Annotated in this window: 32 protein-coding genes; 1 reads left to right on the plus strand and 31 read right to left on the minus strand. The window is 46.6% G+C overall.

What is annotated here, in order from left to right:
* The 31 genes from PKHYL_RS04250 to PKHYL_RS04390 all read right to left on the minus strand — a co-directional run bounded on the left by PKHYL_RS04250 (position 1) and on the right by PKHYL_RS04390 (position 16,127).
* On the minus strand, positions 1-1,056 hold the full coding sequence (locus PKHYL_RS04250) for a phage head morphogenesis protein (protein WP_240366061.1): 1,056 nt from the start codon (positions 1,054-1,056) through the stop codon (positions 1-3).
* Positions 1,043-1,180: a hypothetical protein gene (locus PKHYL_RS04255; RefSeq protein ID WP_240366062.1), complete on the minus strand. Its 138-nt coding sequence runs from the start codon at positions 1,178-1,180 to the stop codon at positions 1,043-1,045. Before PKHYL_RS04255 ends, PKHYL_RS04250 begins: the two co-directional genes overlap by 14 nt.
* Positions 1,181-1,353: 173 nt before the next feature.
* Positions 1,354-2,634: a phage portal protein family protein gene (locus PKHYL_RS04260; RefSeq protein WP_240366063.1), complete on the minus strand. Its 1,281-nt coding sequence runs from the start codon at positions 2,632-2,634 to the stop codon at positions 1,354-1,356.
* On the minus strand, positions 2,631-2,993 hold the full coding sequence (locus PKHYL_RS04265) for a phage portal protein family protein (protein WP_240366064.1): 363 nt from the start codon (positions 2,991-2,993) through the stop codon (positions 2,631-2,633). Before PKHYL_RS04265 ends, PKHYL_RS04260 begins: the two co-directional genes overlap by 4 nt.
* Positions 2,994-3,027: 34 nt before the next feature.
* Positions 3,028-3,498 carry a hypothetical protein gene (locus tag PKHYL_RS04270; protein WP_240366065.1) on the minus strand — a complete coding sequence of 157 codons (471 nt, stop codon included), beginning with the start codon at positions 3,496-3,498 and terminating at the stop codon, positions 3,028-3,030.
* Positions 3,495-3,809, minus strand: coding sequence for a hypothetical protein (locus PKHYL_RS04275; protein ID WP_240366066.1), 315 nt, complete (start codon positions 3,807-3,809; stop codon positions 3,495-3,497). Before PKHYL_RS04275 ends, PKHYL_RS04270 begins: the two co-directional genes overlap by 4 nt.
* The gene (locus PKHYL_RS04280) at positions 3,796-4,434 is read right to left on the minus strand and encodes a hypothetical protein (RefSeq protein WP_240366067.1); all 639 of its coding nucleotides are present in this window, start codon (positions 4,432-4,434) and stop codon (positions 3,796-3,798) included. The genes PKHYL_RS04275 and PKHYL_RS04280 overlap by 14 nt, the downstream gene beginning before the upstream one ends.
* The gene (locus tag PKHYL_RS04285) at positions 4,379-4,606 is read right to left on the minus strand and encodes a hypothetical protein (protein ID WP_240366068.1); all 228 of its coding nucleotides are present in this window, start codon (positions 4,604-4,606) and stop codon (positions 4,379-4,381) included. The genes PKHYL_RS04280 and PKHYL_RS04285 overlap by 56 nt, the downstream gene beginning before the upstream one ends.
* Entirely contained in the window at positions 4,606-4,854 is a 249-nt protein-coding gene (locus PKHYL_RS17150) for a phage protein Gp27 family protein (RefSeq protein WP_269778246.1), read from the minus strand. Before PKHYL_RS17150 ends, PKHYL_RS04285 begins: the two co-directional genes overlap by 1 nt.
* Positions 4,855-4,876: 22 nt before the next feature.
* Positions 4,877-5,149, minus strand: coding sequence for a phage protein Gp27 family protein (locus tag PKHYL_RS17155; protein ID WP_269778247.1), 273 nt, complete (start codon positions 5,147-5,149; stop codon positions 4,877-4,879).
* 3 nt (positions 5,150-5,152) lie between these two features.
* Positions 5,153-5,464: a hypothetical protein gene (locus PKHYL_RS04295; protein ID WP_071002072.1), complete on the minus strand. Its 312-nt coding sequence runs from the start codon at positions 5,462-5,464 to the stop codon at positions 5,153-5,155.
* Between the two features lie 9 nt (positions 5,465-5,473).
* The gene (locus PKHYL_RS04300) at positions 5,474-5,797 is read right to left on the minus strand and encodes a hypothetical protein (protein WP_240366069.1); all 324 of its coding nucleotides are present in this window, start codon (positions 5,795-5,797) and stop codon (positions 5,474-5,476) included.
* 199 nt (positions 5,798-5,996) lie between these two features.
* Complete coding sequence (locus tag PKHYL_RS04305) at positions 5,997-6,368, minus strand: hypothetical protein (protein WP_071002069.1); 372 nt, start codon at positions 6,366-6,368, stop codon at positions 5,997-5,999.
* 99 nt (positions 6,369-6,467) lie between these two features.
* A complete protein-coding gene (locus tag PKHYL_RS04310; protein WP_240366070.1) occupies positions 6,468-7,118 on the minus strand; it encodes a lysozyme in 651 nt (216 codons plus the stop codon).
* Between the two features lie 314 nt (positions 7,119-7,432).
* Complete coding sequence (locus tag PKHYL_RS18530) at positions 7,433-7,609, minus strand: hypothetical protein (RefSeq protein ID WP_442966143.1); 177 nt, start codon at positions 7,607-7,609, stop codon at positions 7,433-7,435.
* Positions 7,582-7,842 carry a hypothetical protein gene (locus tag PKHYL_RS04315; RefSeq protein WP_240366071.1) on the minus strand — a complete coding sequence of 87 codons (261 nt, stop codon included), beginning with the start codon at positions 7,840-7,842 and terminating at the stop codon, positions 7,582-7,584. The genes PKHYL_RS18530 and PKHYL_RS04315 overlap by 28 nt, the downstream gene beginning before the upstream one ends.
* Positions 7,835-8,029, minus strand: coding sequence for a phage protein GemA/Gp16 family protein (locus tag PKHYL_RS04320; protein ID WP_240366072.1), 195 nt, complete (start codon positions 8,027-8,029; stop codon positions 7,835-7,837). Before PKHYL_RS04320 ends, PKHYL_RS04315 begins: the two co-directional genes overlap by 8 nt.
* On the minus strand, positions 8,019-8,276 hold the full coding sequence (locus tag PKHYL_RS04325; protein ID WP_240366073.1) for a phage protein GemA/Gp16 family protein: 258 nt from the start codon (positions 8,274-8,276) through the stop codon (positions 8,019-8,021). The genes PKHYL_RS04320 and PKHYL_RS04325 overlap by 11 nt, the downstream gene beginning before the upstream one ends.
* 625 nt (positions 8,277-8,901) lie before the next feature.
* Positions 8,902-9,069 carry a hypothetical protein gene (locus PKHYL_RS04330; RefSeq protein ID WP_240366074.1) on the minus strand — a complete coding sequence of 56 codons (168 nt, stop codon included), beginning with the start codon at positions 9,067-9,069 and terminating at the stop codon, positions 8,902-8,904.
* Positions 9,062-9,499, minus strand: coding sequence for a hypothetical protein (locus tag PKHYL_RS04335; RefSeq protein WP_240366075.1), 438 nt, complete (start codon positions 9,497-9,499; stop codon positions 9,062-9,064). The genes PKHYL_RS04330 and PKHYL_RS04335 overlap by 8 nt, the downstream gene beginning before the upstream one ends.
* A gap of 126 nt (positions 9,500-9,625) precedes the next feature.
* Positions 9,626-9,910 carry a hypothetical protein gene (locus PKHYL_RS04340; protein ID WP_240366076.1) on the minus strand — a complete coding sequence of 95 codons (285 nt, stop codon included), beginning with the start codon at positions 9,908-9,910 and terminating at the stop codon, positions 9,626-9,628.
* A gap of 92 nt (positions 9,911-10,002) precedes the next feature.
* A complete protein-coding gene (locus PKHYL_RS04345) occupies positions 10,003-10,638 on the minus strand; it encodes a DUF3164 family protein (protein ID WP_240366077.1) in 636 nt (211 codons plus the stop codon).
* Between the two features lie 32 nt (positions 10,639-10,670).
* Complete coding sequence (locus tag PKHYL_RS04350; protein ID WP_071002062.1) at positions 10,671-10,958, minus strand: hypothetical protein; 288 nt, start codon at positions 10,956-10,958, stop codon at positions 10,671-10,673.
* Positions 10,959-10,978: 20 nt separating this feature from the next.
* Positions 10,979-11,248 carry a hypothetical protein gene (locus PKHYL_RS04355; protein ID WP_071002061.1) on the minus strand — a complete coding sequence of 90 codons (270 nt, stop codon included), beginning with the start codon at positions 11,246-11,248 and terminating at the stop codon, positions 10,979-10,981.
* On the minus strand, positions 11,235-11,657 hold the full coding sequence (locus tag PKHYL_RS04360; protein WP_240366078.1) for a hypothetical protein: 423 nt from the start codon (positions 11,655-11,657) through the stop codon (positions 11,235-11,237). Before PKHYL_RS04360 ends, PKHYL_RS04355 begins: the two co-directional genes overlap by 14 nt.
* Positions 11,645-11,893, minus strand: coding sequence for a hypothetical protein (locus PKHYL_RS04365; RefSeq protein WP_071002060.1), 249 nt, complete (start codon positions 11,891-11,893; stop codon positions 11,645-11,647). The genes PKHYL_RS04360 and PKHYL_RS04365 overlap by 13 nt, the downstream gene beginning before the upstream one ends.
* A gap of 102 nt (positions 11,894-11,995) precedes the next feature.
* Positions 11,996-12,559 (minus strand): hypothetical protein, encoded by a 564-nt coding sequence (locus PKHYL_RS04370; RefSeq protein WP_240366079.1) that lies wholly within the window; start codon positions 12,557-12,559, stop codon positions 11,996-11,998.
* Between the two features lie 103 nt (positions 12,560-12,662).
* Positions 12,663-13,379, minus strand: a complete 717-nt coding sequence (locus PKHYL_RS04375) for an AAA family ATPase (RefSeq protein ID WP_240366080.1) — start codon at positions 13,377-13,379, stop codon at positions 12,663-12,665.
* Between the two features lie 135 nt (positions 13,380-13,514).
* The gene (locus PKHYL_RS04380) at positions 13,515-14,003 is read right to left on the minus strand and encodes a hypothetical protein (protein WP_240366081.1); all 489 of its coding nucleotides are present in this window, start codon (positions 14,001-14,003) and stop codon (positions 13,515-13,517) included.
* An 89-nt stretch (positions 14,004-14,092) separates the two neighbouring features.
* Entirely contained in the window at positions 14,093-15,814 is a 1,722-nt protein-coding gene (locus PKHYL_RS04385) for a transposase family protein (RefSeq protein ID WP_240366082.1), read from the minus strand.
* A complete protein-coding gene (locus PKHYL_RS04390; RefSeq protein ID WP_240366083.1) occupies positions 15,756-16,127 on the minus strand; it encodes a helix-turn-helix domain-containing protein in 372 nt (123 codons plus the stop codon). Before PKHYL_RS04390 ends, PKHYL_RS04385 begins: the two co-directional genes overlap by 59 nt.
* A 540-nt stretch (positions 16,128-16,667) precedes the next feature.
* Between PKHYL_RS04390 and PKHYL_RS04395 the strand changes: the two genes are divergently transcribed.
* The gene (locus PKHYL_RS04395) at positions 16,668-16,829 is read left to right on the plus strand and encodes a hypothetical protein (protein WP_240366084.1); all 162 of its coding nucleotides are present in this window, start codon (positions 16,668-16,670) and stop codon (positions 16,827-16,829) included.
* The last annotated feature ends 208 nt before the right edge of the window (positions 16,830-17,037 follow it).

A 17,037-nucleotide genomic window follows, 5' to 3' on the forward strand; every position in this document is an offset into this window, starting at 1 on the left:
CTAATCATTTAGTACAGTGTCTAATAGCTTTGTATAGTTATTGCCATTATTGAGGTTATTGGCTGTATCTACAGTGATTGTGCGTATGACATTGCCCACAAAGTTTTGCTTAGCATCAATCACGTCGCGCCCTTTAATGCGCTCATTCAAATGTACAATCAACTTGTACTTGTCCAGCGCGACATCAAAGACCAGTACAGGCGATTGCTTGTTATTGTCCCAATAGAGGCTATGCGGCGCGTTTAAGTGCTGCACAATATTAGCAACCCAGCTGGGATCATGCCGTTTATGTGCCCGATCCAAATGCTGCAACGTAATACGATCATGCAGAGTAATAACCGCGTTTTCTAGCGCCAATCCTTTATCAAATGCCAGTTTTTGTACAAACTCAGGACGTACTACGCCAACGTGTCGAAACTCACCCTTTGGTCTAGTCGGGTCAACACTATCGACCCATGTTTTTACATCGTCATTAAATCGGCTAAGCACTGACGCGCGTCCAAGTACAGCTTGCATACTGTTAGCGCCCAGCAAAGCAGGTACTTGACCTGCTTTATCGAGCATTGGCTGCATCGGTAGCGCATCACCTGTATGTACCCAGCCCGCGTCTGTGCGGTATACAGGCATATTAGGCAAGCGCATGACATTGACAGGGGCAGTGTAAGCCCCATAAGTACCCTGTACGATGACAGATTCAGTGGTCACATACTGGCTGATATCGTCGTATATCGTATAGCCGTCAAGCGCACCGTACTGCGCGGCTTGCTCAGCAGTCAGTAATATCTCATCACAGCGGCAGCCGTAAGCACAGCGCGGACGAATAGACTGATAGTAAGGGTCATCGCGGCGAAATATTTGCCCATTGAGTGATTGATGACTTGGACGCACGCGGTTATCGCCACGTGATACCCACATCGCATAGGGGTATATATCGTAGTCACCATCGTGGCGGCGTGCTTTGTGATACGCTTGATTGATATTGGTTTCATAAATACGCTTTAGACGGTAGTCACTACCCAGCTGTACAGGTTTGACACTACCATCAGGTAGCGTCATATCTTTTACCCCACCAGCCTTTTTCCTTAAGCATCGGCTCGATAGATGCTTGCCATTGCTTAAATGACATATCACCTTCCATGGCTTCGACCAGTGACTGCTGCACTTGCTTTAGCATATCCATGTCAGTCATCTTAGCAACGACAAAGGCGTGATCGTGCGCACGCCCCTGTACTTCTAGATAATCAATACTGGCACGAGGCTTTTGTCTTGTAGATACTGGATAGCATCATCAGGACGGCGATTAAACAGGCTTTGCAGATTAATATTATTAGAGGCAGCGTTAGAATCAGGCATTTATACATCCCCAGCGGGCAATTCTAACGGCTGCGCGTGCAACTTACCCCAGAGACCAGCGGCACATAGGTATTGTTCAAGATTGGCTGCCAACTCATCGACCGCCTGATTTGGCTCAGCATTGGACAGTAGCGCCAGCGCTTCGTCATAACTTGTTGCAGCCGATAGTTTATCGACCATCGCTTGTCCCAGCTTGGCACTCATATCAGCAATATTATTGTCCCAGTCGTCACCCGTAGTGGCCTTATCGATCCCGCGCTCTGCTGTATCAATATTTGCGTGCTCACGTTTGACAGGGTCAGCTTGCGCAGCTAGTACAGCTCGATGCGCAGCTAGTGCAGCAGTAAGGGCGGTAGGGGTGGCATTACTACCCACGCTTAAGATCGCCTCATCATCACCAGCCATCGGGATACTTAGCTTAGTGTGCAGCCATTCAGCACCAATCCGCATACCGTTAATACCAGCCAGTTTAGGGATTGCTTCACTGAATGTTGTGATATCTTCAGGCTCAGATAGATCAAACGCAAACTTAGGGTAGCGGCGTGGATGGACGCTCGGATAATTTAACCGCATCATTGATGCTACGATATCGCGGCTGATAGACGCTGCGAGCTGCTTAGCATCACTATCTCGTATTTCAATTCGCGCCACTTCGTGAATATTGCCAAGTGCATTGGTGCTAGATTTACCATCGCTTTGAGTGGTCAGCGTACCGCCCAGGATCGCTTTAGACTGTGACAGCTCACACCACTTAATCATTGACTCAAACGGATCACTATTGCCTTTCGCGGCTTCTTTAAAGTCGATCTTCATACCTTCTGGCACGATACCTGCCGCGCGGTGTCCGATCTCCATTACTGCGCGTAACAAGGTAAACTTCTCAGATTCGGTAGCGCCAGCAGGATACGTTCCCAGACGCATTGGCAGTCCGTAAATTTCTAAAAATTCAGCCAAATCACGCACTGAGTAATTTTTAAATACATATGGCCACGCAAGTATTCGATGCAGTCCACCACGTACCAGATAACCGCTCTTAGCTTTGTGCGTGTGCATCAAAAACGCATGATCCCACAGCGGCTCAGGGTCATTGATACCGTTACCGAGCATGATGGTTTTTTGATCTGCACCGATGACAAACTTTTGCGGGATTACAAAGTCCAAGGACTCGGCGTACCATGTTGACCCATCACGCACCCAATTGATCTCTTGACCGGAGAAACCCTTACCGATAGCGTCAAGTGCATCTTTAATCACATCATCAAAATTATCAATGGCACTCATAAGCGTCTGAATAGTCGCCGCTTGCTCTTTTCCGCTGTCGTTGCACCTTCAGGCGGTTTGATGTACCAATCAAGCGACAGGAGGCTACGCTTACGCTTATCCAACTCAGCAAAGATATGAGCGTCACGCTCTTCCATATCTTCAAACAGCGCCAACATATCATTCATATTGCCTGACTCTGCACCAGTCAATAGTTGATGCAACTTAGCAGGCGTTAGTCCCACCGCTGGGTGCGTCAACTCTGGACGCTCCCATACATGGGCGCGGTCGTCAGCTGCTTGCACTTGTGAGCCGAGCAGCCGCTTGATCTGCTTTTGGGCGATGGGCGCGGCTTGTTTTAGTGCTGAATAAAATGACATTAAAAGTCCTTAAAATAATATTGTTAACCAAAACCTACCAGCCACCAGCACTTAAAAACCCACTAAGCGATGCAAGCTTGTCAAACACGTCACGCATTCCGCGTGGCATATCTGATTTATCAATTGGCACTGGTGTCCAATCCAGCTCAGGCGTAGGAAATTTACTGGCATAGTCACAGAGTAAATGAGCAATACCACTATCACCGTGGCGCTTACTGCCTGTACTACTGGTGGTACGCTCCGCTGGTATCCGTGCCACGCCTTTGATTTTCTTAAACAATAAATGATCGTCACGGATATCACGATCAGCGGGCATATCCTCAATCGTCCCATCCGTTAAGCACTTACCGAAATGCGGCGTATGCTCGGCGTACCAACCTTCAGACATATTGACAGCATCAATACGATGCGCCCCAAATTTGATTTGTAGCTGTTCAGCTAAGAAGCCACCGTTACCCGTCGCATCATTAGCGCCCTTGCTAAATCGCGGCGTGCGCTCAATCACATGGATGCAGATGCGTTTTGTTGATTGTATGGCGTCTTTTCCATCTCAAGTACGTACGGACAGTAGCGGCTCATATTCAAGCGCTCCGCCTGCCACCACATCGAGCTGGCATCGCGTTTACGCGCAAAATCAAGTCCATAGTAATGCGGGTGTGTCTTATCAAGCGTTAGCAATACAGGGTCGGCAACTTCTTCTAACCACTTATCTACATGGGTGTTGCGGGCGTCCTCAGTCCACAGCTCAAAGCCTTTAGGCGCGATAAAGCGGATGACCTTACTGTCTTTATTTTGTAGCTTCTCAAGCTGTCCCATGGTTAGCCAACGACCTGAGCCTTGCGCTGGGATAACGTCCAGCTCTTCCCTCGGCATCGTCGCCATAGAATTTATAGACCTCGCTTACCCACGCGGCTTCCTCAGCAGCATCATACTCACGACCCAAGCGCAGACACACGCGCTTATACAGCCCTTGCTCGACCGCCTCCGCAAACGTGGTCTTATGCACCGTACCGCTACGTTTGAGCGCACGTACTTCTTGGATTAGATCATTAAAAGCATTCTCATCACCGTTATGTGTTGAGATAATGCGAACCTTACCGCCCCAGATGAGTAGTGCCAGTGCCGCTTTGATGAGTCCTGCCAAGTCTTCATGGAATGCTGCCTCATCGATGACAACCACGCCTTGCTTACCACGTAAGTTAGATGGGCGAGAGGATAGGGCAGTGATGCGGTTTTTGGCTTTTGGGAATCGGATCGTATAAGTTTTGATTTCTTTATCGCCATCTTCATCGACAAAGATACCTTCCTCAATTTCGCTTGCAGCATAGTTAAACGAGCGCGCCCACATCGCACAGGCTTCGACAAACTCCATCGTCATGTCTTGGTTATAGCCGACATAGTAGACATTTTGCCCACCAGACTTTTTTATCAGATGCCGCAACCAAAGCACAGTCCGCAGCCTCTGCCCACGTAAGGCCAATACGCCGTGATTTCTCAGCGATCTTAAGTTGTGACTCGTCTGCTATCCATTTTTGCTGATACGGTAGCAGTACTGCTGGTGCTTCCAGATCAGTATTGGCATCAAGTAATGGCGGCGTCTCTTTTTTGGTCATCAGTCTGCAATCCCTAGTATCGCTTTACGTATTTCTTGTACCGCCTTGCCACTCAGACCACCTTTACTTGCTAGCTGCTCAACCTTGTCAGCAGCAGCATTGGCTTTGTCACGTACTTCAATCTGATGCTTTTTTTGATTGACCGTTGCTTTGGACAGCTCAGCGACACCTTTACTAATTTTAGACAACATACCCATGCGCACCATCGGGTCAGTATCGGTATCATCTAAACTTTGCAGTTGTACCAATGCGTTAAAAACTCTGACTGCATCATGGTAATAACGGTAGACGATAGCGCTCCCGCATCATCAGGATTGCGCTCAGCCATATAGATGGCGGCTTGCGTAGACAGTGACACGGCTTGCATCTTTTGCTCATGCTTTTGCCAAAGCGGTGCACAGACGATTTGCTGATCTGATAGCCAAGCTCTGTCAGCCAGTCTGTTAGCTGCTGATAGTCTTGAAATCCTGAATCCTCAAGGCGTACTTTTAATAGTTCCAAATGCTCAGGACTTAGCTGATCTACTGCGCTTTCACGTGCCATAGCTTAGCTCCAGTATTTAGTAGGGCGAGCGATACCAGCGCGGCATTCCACGGTATAGTCAACGATATCGATACCAAGTGCTGTACAGCGCCCGTGCCAATGCCCATCAGGTTTTTTAGTAATTTCTACCATCTTGCGCTTTTCTAAATAGCTAAGCTGCTGGTGTAGCTCGCTTGGTGTTACCTCACCATAGATATCATCCATGATGGTCTTTAGCATCGCATCAGCACAGCCGAGCGGTTCAGCACGGTTCATAGCAACCAACAGATACCAGCGCATACCTTCGCGGCGGCTCTTTTCAATATCAATAGGCATTGTTATTCCTTATTTTTGCTGATTGTTCAGCGCGTATAGTCGATCAAGCTTGGCATCGATAACCGTAAAGGTACGGTTAAAATCCATGCGGGTCAGATACTTTTCAGGCAGCTCCGCTTTTAACATCAAAAAGTCTCTTTCAATCTGCCGCACTTCATTGGTTTGTTGCTGCACCTGTTTTGCCACATTACTGATTGATAATTCTAACGAGTCATCACGCTCACGTAAGGCCGCATCAAAACGGGCAAAAAACGCCTTTCCCGCGCCCCAAATTGACCCTACCACCGTTAGCAATAGCCCAATCGCTTGATAAGCTTCTAGTTCGATTATCATCTTTTGTCCTTATCATAGTAGCCTTGGCACTCAGCGCAGCGCATAGCGTACGGCGCAGCCTTTTACGCACGGCGCCGATAGCATCGCCGCAGTCGATACAGACCGTAATGCTATTAGCCGCTTTAGTCTTAATATGCGATAGCGCCGCGTTCAGATGCACCGCCGCCGCTTTGTTGGCATGGTCTATGATATCGCCCACTTACACACCGCCTGACTTAATAGGCTGCCCAGTGACTAGCCTTAGCACCGCATTGATAAAAGCGACAAACGTAGCAATCACGCCGTACATCTCAGCACTCATATACTGTTCAAGCGCAGGCGTTGCCGAGGTTGCTAGCCCCACCGCGATGACAATGGCGTTAAACCAAATGACCTTTGATTCGTACCAGTGCTTTTCTGGCGGGGTCGAGCCGTAATCCGAATCTGACAAAAACTTAGTCATATCAAAAGACTTGTAGCCATTATCATGCTTAGGCAGATCATCGATAGTTAATACATGGCTCTCATCTGCGCCGCTTGCCTCATCTGTCCCAAAGTGGCGCGGCGGATACTGCTCGTAGTTATCAATCATGATTTATCTCTATTTAGTTTGACCAAACGCACCAGCAGCTTGATAAACCACTTAATCACCGCCAGCACATTTTTAAGTTTCTTAAAACAGCTCATAGTATTACGCCAAAAACCGCGCCCGCTCTTTATGACGACGGGCATGCAGTCCGGGGATATATTCCAACTTGCCATTGATACGACCTTTGTTATACAAGAGGAAGCTATCAGCCGCCGCCTCAAATCGACCCGCTTTGATATTGCGATAGATGCTTGAGGCTTTTAGTCCCATCACCCCGATGTTATAGACCAGTGAGATAAGCGCATCGAACATATTTTGCGTGATTTCCCCGCGCTCAATCTCATCAGCAAACATCATATTCACCGCCGGGCTAAAGTCTTGGTTAAGTACCGCCTGCTTGATACGTGCAGCCTCTTTACGAGTCACAGGCTTATCACTCATGCGCACAGGCGTACCATCGGGGTAATAAGTCGTGCCCCAACCGATAGTTGGTTTACCGACAGAGTCGCGGTACGGCTTAGACCGAAAACCCTCAAACTCATTGAGCAGCGCCATACCTGCCTCAGATAGCTGCATCTCTTTGCCATCTGACCAGCCATTAACTTTGATTAGCACCGCTTTTAACTCATCAGGTTCGATCAGTGCGAGCAACTCATTAGCACCATTAACTTCGGTTTGACTCAAGCGCCCATCATCTTGTTGCGAGCGCATCCAATCAAAGAACGCTTTTTCGGTTAGTCTAGTCTCAGTCATAGTCAGCTCATCAGATTAATAATAGATAAAGTTATGCAATATCCCTATCATCTCAAAGCCAGTGCCCAAAACACGGGGGTAATAGTTCCGAGTTTTTTAATTATTTGCAGACACAAAAAAGCCGTTAGATACGCCAATATCTAACGGCTTTTTCTAAGCGTCTCGTGCTCTACTCGGTCATCTCACGTGATGGAGATCAGCTTGGAAGCTTGTCACGCAACGACTGCCAGTGTTTTTTATATGCAGCGCACCGCTGGTCTGACGCTGTCCGTCTTCTCTGCATAGCAGCCCTAACGGCAGGGTAGTAACTTATATTAGCAATCAAACAGCTTGTACTGCCTACGGGCATACGCTTCTTTAGCTTGCGCATCATTATGCTGTTGCACAATCTTACGTACATGACGACTTGTAATAGAATACCTTGCCGCCAACTGATTACTAGTTGCTCCTGCTTTATACTTCTCTACAATGCTTGCATTGCGCTGCTTAATTTTTTCGTTAGCTGCATCGGTAGCGTTAAAGTAGTGTTACCCCAGTAATGGCATAAGCGGCGAGCAACATCATCACCTAGCAGCAGCACTAACCTATGATTATTTGTTAGTTTTTTTATGGGAGGAATATGCAACTCTTGACCACGGTACGCTGTCACCAGTTGATCAGCAGTCTCTTGGCCGAGCAGCATTGCTAGTTCCTGATAAGTTTTAGTATGATGACGATCAGGCATCAGCTTGCACCTCCGTAAGCTTAGCCATTTTTTGATTGTGCTTGGTCAAAGCCGTGATGATACCGCGCAGCTGACGGGGTGTACAAAACGTCAGCGCATCAACTTTGTACATATGTTTTGCCATTGACTCAGCATATTCCCACGGTTTAGCGCCATCTGTCAGTAACGCTTCAATCTTATCTACCAATGCTTTTTTTGGCAGCTGCTGCGTCTGGCTTTTTGGCCTGATGTTTTTTGGCGGGTGTCACGGTAAAGCCGTGCTGCTCCATGTGATCAACGACCTTACGTAGCGCCGCTGCTGTGCAGTCTTTGCTTGAATTTTTACCTGTCACTTGATACAGCATCTCGCGATATGTGCCGTCATCCAGCCCCAGCTTATTTTTACCGATATGCACGAGCTGCATCATCTTCTTTTTTTGGGGAGAGTATGCCATCGCAGACCTCACATAAGCACATGATTTATTAGATATTTGTCATTATATCCAAAAGGGCGTGTTTAGAGTTATGAGGCAAAATTATTTTAAACATTAGTTCTAAACACAAAAAAACCGCTATCAGGTGCGTGATAGCGGGTGCTTATGTTTATGTAGTAGGCGTAAGTTAAGTCTTTACATTCAGTAGCTTATAACCTAAATTAAGTATGAAGTGTCTCGCATGGCTAACATTTAATTTTATTGACCAATAGGACTTACTATGAGTGATGAAAACAAAAATAACCCAAATCGTGAGATTAGATCTGACAAAGGTTCGTGGCCATTAAGCAATAAGGGACAGCAACCACCGCCTCCCTTCTAGTGAAATGCCAAAACTTAAAAAACCTAAAAAATAGGGTACTTACATTACTAGTAGTAAACTTAGCTATTATTATAAACTCATTAAAACTAATAGGACAAAACTATGGGCAATTCAAGTAATAATAGTTCTGATTCAGACCGCAAAATAAAATCTGATCGAGGGAGGTTCTATTGGCAGACCTTTAGGGGATGCGGCGATTGGACAAAGACCAGCCCCGCCAACCAGCGCGCTACCACCCCTTAAAAAACCAAAAAAATAATACTTTTAAGCTGTTTTAACATAGCGCATTTCTAAGAGTTTGATGTCCTCTCTAGGGAAGTAAGTAACCATACTACCAAGATCATCTGCTAGCTTGACATCATCCTCTTCTACCCAATCTTCATCTTTTTTTGCAATATGCGTTACATAAAAGGCAATTCCATCGTCATCCATAGTAAAGGGGTGCAAATGGCTCACCTGAAAAATCAACTGTGTTGTTACAGGCATAACAAGTGCCATCTTTATGGTATAGCTTGATTTGTAGAGCCCCTACTTTTTTATGTGAAGATAGCGTTTTCCATACGTCTCCTAAACTTAGAGTGTTACTCAAATTTCTTTTATATAAAAAATCTCTCCACTTTTCTTCACCCCATGTCAGCCATAAGTATGCAATCAACAGCCCTGAAGGTATGACAAAATAAGCGTATGGTGAATCCCATAGCTGAATTGTTAGAGCAGTTGGCAGACCCAGTACTAGTATAAGCATCCACACATCGACTAGCTTTTCAGTTTTCCTATGGTCGCGCCTAAGTAAGGCATAGCCTATATAACCAGCAACAAGCGTGGCTTGTACTTGTAGTGGTAACTGTAGTAACTCTTGCATAAGCATCCCCTAATAGTTGACTAGTATTATTGCACATACTGAGAACACAGTTTAAACAATGAGACGCAATAAAAAACCCGCTAATAGTCATCTATTAGCGGGTTTTAATACATTGGGCTAAGTGCTCTAGTCTTCTTCAACTATACTCACATTGTCACAGACTTTGTTTAGATGACGCAGTGCTTGACCGATACTAGCAAAGTCAGGTCTACGCATACCTAGATCGACTTTCTCTTTCTTCTTACTGCGTGGACTTTTTTTCACGTATCGAACAAAAGGCATATAAAACTTACTTTCAGGGTGTACATCTGGCTCAATAAGCCATTCCCCCCTTAAGCCATCCATTAACCGACAGTTCTGTTCTAACTCTCCGTTTGTATATTCCGTCTCGCAAAGTGATGATGTAGCCATCGCATTTAAGCTTGAGACAACCTAATACAAACTCCTTATTACTCAACGTCTTAATCTGCTCTTTATTTAACTTACCCATAATCTTTGCCCTCCTAGACATTACTAAAATCAAGCGAGATTTGATGATAAGCGCCTTTTTCATCACGCTCATAAAAGCGGATATACTCTTTGGTGTCCGTCACTTGAATAGCGTCACTGATGGCATCCATCGCACGATCCCATTTCGCATCGTTGATATCTAGACTACGCAGAGCAAGCACGCGGCCAGTCGAAACCTTACCTTCTTTATCGACCTGAAACGCTTGATTAATCAGCGCTTTGATGTTGGCGTTGCTATCTTGTGTCCAATCTGTGAGACATTCATCAATCAGCTTTTTGGCTACTTGTAGACGCTCATCAAACACAATATTTTCAGAGACGGCGACTTGTACTTTATATTTGCCGTCGTAGCTCATCAAAGTCGTATTACCTTTTTTTCCGCCCAGCTGCACGTCATACTCTTGAGCAGACAGTGCGACAAAATCATTAAAGCTATCAAATAGCTTATTTTTAGCCGTACGCATGACAGCACGGACATCGCAAGCAGTAGCGATCATGTCTTTGACAACTTCGTCACGCAATTTATCGACGGGTTTAACTTTGTCGATGGGGATTAGATGACCTTTCGCGTTTTGGACATAGCCTTCAGGTACGGTACAATCGGTAATGGTTTGGGTTTGATTACTCATAATTAGATTCCTTTTGATTATTTGTCTTGTATTTAGTGAACAGTCGGAGCGTTTGATTGCATGTGCTTAATAGCATCGAGCACATAGCTCTCCACATCTTCTATTTGTCGTCTCTTACCTATAGTGATGTTTGATTGTCTAAGTAGTAGCTGATGTCGAGCGCGCATGACACGCTCTTTGGCATCAGGTACATCAGCAAGCGCAATTGCCATCATGTTTGACGCTAGCGCAAAAATCATGGCCTCGTCTGGCGATATTTGATCTGCACTGCGCCCACCCATGACAGCGCCTAAAGTCTTACTATTTTTATTTTTTGTCATAACCATTAGTCCTTTTTTAATCAGTTTGTTTGAGTAATTGTTAGCATCACTATCAGACCTAACACCAGCCACACCATCACCTTATTCATATCAGAAAGACGGCTGACCTCGTGTTTTAGCTCAGCAATATCAGACGCCGTTTGCGCTTCAAAGTCTGGATAGCGCTCAAGCATATTTTTCTGATATTGCTGTTTTAGGGTGTCATCTGGTGGCACATCATTTGAGCTATCAACACTCAAATCTATTTCGCGTAGCTCTTTTGCGATTGCCTCAGTATTAGCTGACTTCACGGCTGTCCTCCTTTCTCACTATCAGGCTTATACGCGCAGCCTTGACAAGCGCGCCAGTGGCGCAGAGCCGCAGGGTTATGCGTCGGGGCATCAGCAAGAGCGTGCTCCGTGCAGTACTGGCGGCTGACTGTCTCAGCGGCATAAGGACACGCGACCTGCTTGCGGTACGTGACATACGCATCAGCGATAGTCTTTGTATTACCCGTATAGTTGCCCGAGAGTGCCAGTGACAGGCTAGGGCGCGCGTATTTGATACGCCTTGCAATTTCAGCGTACGAGATACCGAGCTTTTCTTTTCCTCGTGACAGGCATCGATCCAGTTAGCAGCCGTCACTGGATAATGTTTCCAGTCTTGCGGATTTTGAGCGTCAGCAGCGGTATCAATGGTTGTAGTCTTTATAGTAGACATAGCGCACCTCCTAGTACTGCGATAGCGAGTAGGATTACCATGACAAGCAATATAAGGCGGTGTAAGCTACCAACTGCTTTACGCAACTGCTCTATGTCATCAGTAGTCGTTTTCTCAAAAGTCGGCAAACGAGTCAGAGCAGCGCGTTGACGTGCTTGCGTCAGATAGTGAGCAGCGGTTTTGTCTGCCGCGACGGCATCGGCTTTGACGGTATCAAACAGTGATTGATTAGACATGACTCGCTCCCCTTTTTAGCGTGTTTAGAGTTATTTTTTTCGGCTTCATGTGAGGGCGGTAATGGCTTGGCGGGGTCGTATACGACCAACCCCAAATTACCGTCATAGACTTTTTGCCACGTTGTATTTCAGGCGCTTTTGGTCCCGTATTATGTATGAGCTGATAAATAGCCAGTTGCTTATTTGTCCCGCTTGGCGTACTTGTAAATACCCCGCGCTATGCAGATGACGCAGGTACTGGCGCACACTGGCGACATTCAGTACCAGCTCAGGTGTTGAACCACTAGCAATGATTTGATTAGCATTAAATGTTCTTAGGATGCGGATGGTACGCCAGATGGCCTCATTGACAGAGGGTGGCTTTGGTGCGCCTTTACTGTCAATACGTGGTGGCTTTTGACCGATATCACGTATTAGCTGATAGCGGTAGGTTGGTAGATTGCGCGTGAGGCTAATTTGCTCACGTGAGACATAGCCTGCGCTGTTTAACGCACCAAGCCATGCCTTAGCTTTACCATAATTGATACTAGGTATCGTGCGTGGCACATCACGGATGGTCACACCATCAGTGGATGCGCGCAGCATGTCCCATAGTTGTTCATAATCGCTGCGCACGATAGGACGCGGATTTGAGACAGAGAGTAGTGGGTTTGAATGGATAGTCATACCGTTTTGACAGTTACTTTTTTTAGAGTGGCTGTTTTGACACGTATGGTTTTGACAGTTACTTTCGAGTGAGTTTTGACAACGACAACACATAAAATATCTCCTAAAATGAACGTGGTTTGGGTGATTGACCAGTGATAAAGCCATTAGGTAGTAGCTGCTCGAGATCATCCATCGTCACAGAGCGCATACCGCATTCCAGAGCGCGCTGTCCTAGCATCTCAATGTTTGTGCAAGTACGGCGTGTTGAGCCACGTACTGCACCGACCAACTGCTTAAGTACTTGATCCTCAATAGTGATTTTTGGCGCATAGACTTTTGCCAGTAGTGCTGCATCATTCGCCGTCGCAGGCTGCGCGGGCACCCAGCTATGTACCCGACCATGAAAACGCTCCCAGCGTTCAAGTTTTTTGGGTAGCATCTCCTCGCCGATGATCAGTATCGTCCCTTGTGATGACTCGTAGATATCCCGTATCATCTCGATTTTGTTCCCTTTTACCAGATGATCTGCTTCATCAACGATTAACGGGCGGCCACTTTTTGCCAGCTCCTCCGCGATTTGACCGAGCATCTCAGCAGCCGTTTTGTAAGCTGGGATGGTCATCTCACGTAGCACCGACTCAAGGAAGCTCTTTTTCGTCGCAATACTAGTCGCCTGCACGTAATAGGCATTGAGTCTGTTAGCGATATAGCTGGCAGCCGAGGACTTACCATCGCCGCTTCGACCATAAAAAACCCCGATTCCTGGCAAGCTTGGATGGCGGCTCTGTATGCGTTCTATTGCCTCAAAGCACACCGCCACGTTCGTGACTTGCGCCACTCCCCACCGCCGTAGGCGTATTGACATTGTTCATTACTTCACGCATGATTTAATCTCCTATGATTGAGTATGCGTACTTGATCAGGCGGTAGTCATCGCAGTGACTACCGCCACCTTTTAGGGCTACCTAAGTAGCTAACCCCACTTAAAAAATACTTTAGTACCGTGCTGCTCCTCATGAGCGGCTTGATACGCCTTCATTTTTATTCCAAATATTTTCGACTCTGGGTACAGCTCATAAAAATCTTGGTCGCCAGCGTCCAGCTCATTGCCAGCTTTGACTTGCTCATACAGACCCAGCCATCGCTCAAACTTCTCATCTTGTGTCATATCCGTATTGCTTTTAGGCTGTGGGATGACGACCGCTTGCGGCGATGCGAAAGTCCTTAGTTCTTTATTGTCATTATTTATGCTATTTAGCTTGTCAAACGTGGCTTGCATAGCAGTCATATCAGTCGCTTGACTCTCCACTGTGACTGCATCTTTAGCCAACCGCTCATTGAGTAAGTTTTGCGCCCGCTTAATATCAGCACTTGGCATCATCTGATCTTGCACATGCTCTAGTACGCGGTGCGGTCTCATATTTTCAAGCGCCGCATCAACATGCACTTTCGCCCGTTTCACTTGACCTTGAGCACGTTTTTCTCTCGCATCGCCCAGCGCAGATTGAGCAAAGTAGCCTTTCTTATTCGCCTCAAACTCAGCGATACAGATCAGTCGATGGGTGAGGTCACGTACCAGACCTTAGAGCCGTCATGGATGTCATAACCGACCAGCATGGTCTCGCCGTGATATTGTGTTAAGTCCGTACTAAAGTACTTATTACTAAACAAATTGATCTCACCGCGCAGACATTTACGCTGTACATAAGGTCGATACAAGTCGTCGCGCTCAGCATCTGATACCACAACCAACCCAGTGCCAGCTTTGGTCATAGCGTCAACTTGCTCATCCCACATTTTTTGTGGCGTCAGGTGCTCACGGCGTCCTGTGGTTTGGTTGTAGCGGCGGGGCAGACCAGTGTGCGGCTCATTGTTATAAGCCATGACTGCATCACTTGCGATTTGCAAAAACTCATTCCAGCCGATTAAGGCTTTTGACTCACCAAACGTCTTAATATCTTTGCGTGTTTTCTTAAACACCGCTTGCTTAGCTTGGCTGTCCATATCGTCACCTATATAAGTAGGCAGTTTTTTGGCAAGCCGTATCCAAATTGTTTGATGCACACGCTCGATAGTCCCGCGTGCTTGTGAGTTATAGGCGATAGAGTGTTTAACCTCGACACCCATACGTGTCATCAGACCCGTTGACTCATCTTTCATCATCGTATTTTTATAGCCTGATCCGTTGTCCACATAGAATATGGCAGGTATACCGTAATCACTTGCTGCGCTGGATATCGCGTCCAGTACGGCAAGGCCAGATTCTACCAAATCAATGCTATAGCCCACCACCATACGAGTATGTACATCCAATACAGTGGTGATCTCAGGGCGAAACGGCTTGCCAGTATCAGGGTGTGCCACCTCAGCATCGAACGTATGGCCATCAGCGGTATACACATCGGTGGGCAGCAACACACTGGCGTCACGGCGCACAAACGGCTTGATATTCTTAATCTCACGACTACCCATACGCCCGCGCTCACGCTCGACATTACCGATATGTGTTTCTAAAAAGTATCGTGCCTGATGATAGCTTGGCATCTCGACATCACTATCAGCGTAAGCCGTTTCAATACGGCGCATGACTTCGGCAAGCTCAGGCTTAGCAGGGTCGCTCCACAGTTTTAGCAGTATCCCAGCCCACGGCGGTATTTCAGTCGTGCGGGCTTTTGGCGCTAGTAATGCGACAGCGCTGGCATTGGCATCCGCCTCGCTAGTCTCAAACGCTTTTACCCAATCAAACAAGGTACGACGACTCACATTACCGCGACCCTCTTTAACGCCGCTTTTAGCCCCACTTTTAGAATTGGCACGTTTAATAGTGGCGATAAGCGTCTCGTCTAAACGCTTCTCTTTACTGGCTTTTGCAAACGCCTCTATGGCTTTGGTTTTACCCGTCAGCTCAGCGGCTTTTAGTACATAGCGCACCACAGCGATACGGGCAATAGCACAATCCCGTTGCCAGTCGGCAAGCACTGCCGCGCTAGCAACGACGTTATTATTAGTGGTCGCCAATTCAGTAGATGAGGTTTGAGCCACATCGCTAATATCCGCATCGTGAGCTAGTGTCGCCAACGCTTGTAGTTTCACATCTTCAAATAAAGCCTCAGGTAAAACATACTCACGGCGTACACCGCCACGACCTGAGCTAGGAACTTCTACGTACTGCCAACCATTCCTTGCCACATACATCTCAATAGCACGGCGCGATTTAGGAAGTCCTTCTATAGATAGCTTCGTAATTTCCGAAATTGCGAATTGATTTTTCATGACAATAGCTCCGCAACCGTGGTATATTTAGCGGCATACCGTGGTCTAACGCGCTTTTGTCCACCGTCCAGCGGGTAGGGAATAGTAGCTGCACAGGTACATCAAGATATTGAGCAATAGCCAGCTCCCCTTGCGTAAATGGCTCAGCTAAGGCTTTACTAGCAGAACTTTTTGGCACACCCATCTGCGTGCATAGCTCGGCCAACGTCACACCGCGCTTACGGATAACAGACTTGATATCTTCGGTGTGCCAGCTACCATCAGGCAGACGCTCAAGCTGACGAAACAGCGGATAATGCTCAAAGCTCAACATAGTAGTAACTCCAATCAGCCCTGCTGGTTTATTTTTAATCGTTTAAGTTTAGACTTCGTAAACTTGATTTGTAAACATCATAATTCGTAATTTACGAGTTGTAAAGGCTTCGCAATAAAAATTGCGCAATAAAACTGAAGTATTTTATTTTATTCATAAATATCAACAACTTATAAATTACGCAATTTAAAGGAGGTTCTGGCATGACTGCGCAATCAACCAAAAATAATATGGCAGTGGATACGCCACTTAAAAAACGACTCTCACAATTAATGACCGATGAAGAAAAAGAACAACCATTCTCATTTGCCACTCGCGCTGGGATAAGTAGCTCGACTTTCCACGGCATATGGACAAAAGGCAGTACTAGCATTCACCGAAGTACAGCCAAAAATAGCCGACGCCACAGGAGTAGACGTCGACTGGTTACATAAAGGGATTGGTGAGCCGTACAGTGTCGCAGAGCAGCAGGTAAGTACAGAGAAGGAGAGAGAGCAGATTAAAGAAACAGCAGACGCTGCCAATATTGATATGGCAATAATGATAGAAGCCCTGACCATCGTAGATAGCTATCTGGCAGAGCATAACAAGCGTATGGACAGCGACAAAAAGGCCGAATTAGTCGTCAGTATTTACGATTTACTGTGTAAAAGCCCAGAGGCAGGTAGTACCATTACCGCCATGCTAAAGCTTGCTGTATAGCGCGACATATATTGTCGCTTTGGTTTTAAAATACTATTGTCGATAGTCATGCTAGCGCGTAAGATAGCCCTGCCATCAACGATAAGGAGCAGGAATATATGAAGACTTTAGCATTCCCAAAGCCAAGCCAGCAGGGGTGATACAAGGGATCTACAGGCACAAAAAAAGGACATAGCCGCGTTATTAAGCAACCATGTCCATCCCAACC

Origin of the sequence: Psychrobacter sp. KH172YL61, from assembly GCF_007182895.1 — a bacterium.
Taxonomy (GTDB): domain Bacteria; phylum Pseudomonadota; class Gammaproteobacteria; order Pseudomonadales; family Moraxellaceae; genus Psychrobacter; species Psychrobacter pacificensis.